Annotated in this window: 4 protein-coding genes; all 4 read left to right on the top strand. The window is 70.8% G+C overall.

Translation table 11 applies throughout. The features are described 5' to 3' along the window. Window positions 1-378 (top strand): DUF7283 family protein (locus tag ACFQEU_RS15535; RefSeq protein ID WP_379783633.1); only part of this gene is annotated, 378 nt, incomplete at its 5' end. Next, window positions 359-793, top strand: coding sequence for a DUF7285 family protein (locus tag ACFQEU_RS15530; RefSeq protein WP_379783631.1), 435 nt, complete (start codon window positions 359-361; stop codon window positions 791-793). The genes ACFQEU_RS15535 and ACFQEU_RS15530, both read left to right, overlap by 20 nt. Continuing rightward, entirely contained in the window at window positions 790-1,398 is a 609-nt protein-coding gene (locus ACFQEU_RS15525; protein WP_379783629.1) for a DUF7284 family protein, read from the top strand. Before ACFQEU_RS15530 ends, ACFQEU_RS15525 begins: the two co-directional genes overlap by 4 nt. 2 nt (window positions 1,399-1,400) lie before the next feature. After that, window positions 1,401-1,621: DUF7286 family protein (locus ACFQEU_RS15520; protein ID WP_379783627.1), on the top strand; the 221-nt coding region annotated here is incomplete at its 3' end.

The following is a 1,621-nucleotide window of genomic DNA, read 5'->3' as shown; positions in this document are numbered from 1 at the left end:
GACGCGGCGGGCGTCGCTCACACGATCGATTCCGTCGCGGACGGCGAGTACGTCGCGACTGCCGAGCACGGCCTCGCGGCCGACCGGATCCGCCTCACGGATCGGCGTATCGAGCTCGCCAGTGGTGGGGCGACCGCCCGAGCGACGCTTCACGGCGGGCCGGTAACGCCGGTACTCGCCGAGGGATCCGGCGGGGACGACCGATTGCGGAGCGTTCTCGACGGCGTTCCACCGGATGCCGTGTTCGACGACCCGGAGGCGTTCGCTGCCGCCGCCGCCGACGCACGGACAGGTGGTCAGGAGTGGCGTGCCGCGCCCGACCGAATAACCGTCAGACAGGTCCACTACGAGGGGTACCGTGCCACACTCGTCGGATGAGGCGTTCGGGGCGGCCGACCGGGGTGCCGTGGAGCCGATCGCCGCCCTCGTTGCCGTCCTCGCCGTCGGTGCCGCCCTCGGACTGTACGTCGGCGCCCTCGACGCCGCGGCGAGCGGGACGACCGGCGGACAACACGACGCGACGGCCGTGCTCGACCGAATCGAGCGTGACGTGACGGTCGGCGGCGTCGTCAGACCCGACCGCCTCGGTAGCATAGGCGGGACGCGAGCGGAGGCGACCGTCGAGCTGCGTGCAGGAGGCGAGACGTGGAGAACACGGACCGGTTCGGACGCCGTCACTGATGGCGGTGGGAGCGACCCGCAGTCGCTTCCAAGCGCGGAGAGCGCGGTAACGGTGCGGGTCGGGCCGGGCGAGAACCTCCCCGGGAGGCTTCGCGTGGTGGTGCACGGATGACGAGTACGGTGCTCGACGTGACGGTTCTGTTGCTCTGTGTCTCCGCGAGCGTCGTCCTCGTCGGCGCGGCCGACGATCGTTCGGCACCCAGCGGTCCGGAGTACACCGCGACCGACGCCGCCGACCGGCTCGTCACCGAGACCGCGACGGTTGCGTATCCGGTGCCCGGAACCGACGGTGGGTCGCGAACGGTCCACGCGACGCTCGTCGAGCTGCTTACGATGGCGGCCACTGCCGACGGGACGGCGGACCCGGCGATGACGGACCGGTTCCGGCACCGAGCGCTCGCGACGGTCGCCGATGCGTTGGGGCAACGAACTCGCGTCGACGTGCGACACGTTCGTGACGTCACGGACCAGCCTCGTTCGGAACCGGGTGATCCGCCGGTGTCGATGCGGTGGGGGTCCGGCGTGGGGCTCGTTCGCGGGAACGACGGGAACGATGCGGCGGACGAGGGTCCAGAAGAGTACGATCCGGTCGCCGTCGGCGACGAGCCGCCGGTTGGGAAGTCGGTGACAGTGGTCGTTCTGACACATCCCGGACCGGATCGGTTCGAGTCGACGGGAGCCGACGACCGGTTCCACGTCGTCGTCCGGGTGTGGTGACGATGAGGGAGTTCAACGAGGACACCAGAGCACGGATCCCGTTCGCGCTGATCGGCGTGTTGCTGCTCGTGACGAGCGCGGCGTACGCTGCTGGCTTGGCCGACCAAGGGCTCGTGAGCGAGGATCGAAGCGTCGAGCGAGCGGTCGAACGCGTCGACGCCGACACGACGGCGGCGTTGAAACGTGCGGCCCGGGAGGCCGCTCACGACGCGGCCGCGGAGCC

It is taken from the genome of Halorubrum tibetense, from assembly GCF_042661865.1.
Classification (GTDB): Archaea; Halobacteriota; Halobacteria; order Halobacteriales; family Haloferacaceae; genus Halorubrum; species Halorubrum tibetense.
The sequence above is the reverse complement of the archived record's forward strand: the minus strand, read 5'-3'. Positions and strand labels throughout refer to the sequence as shown.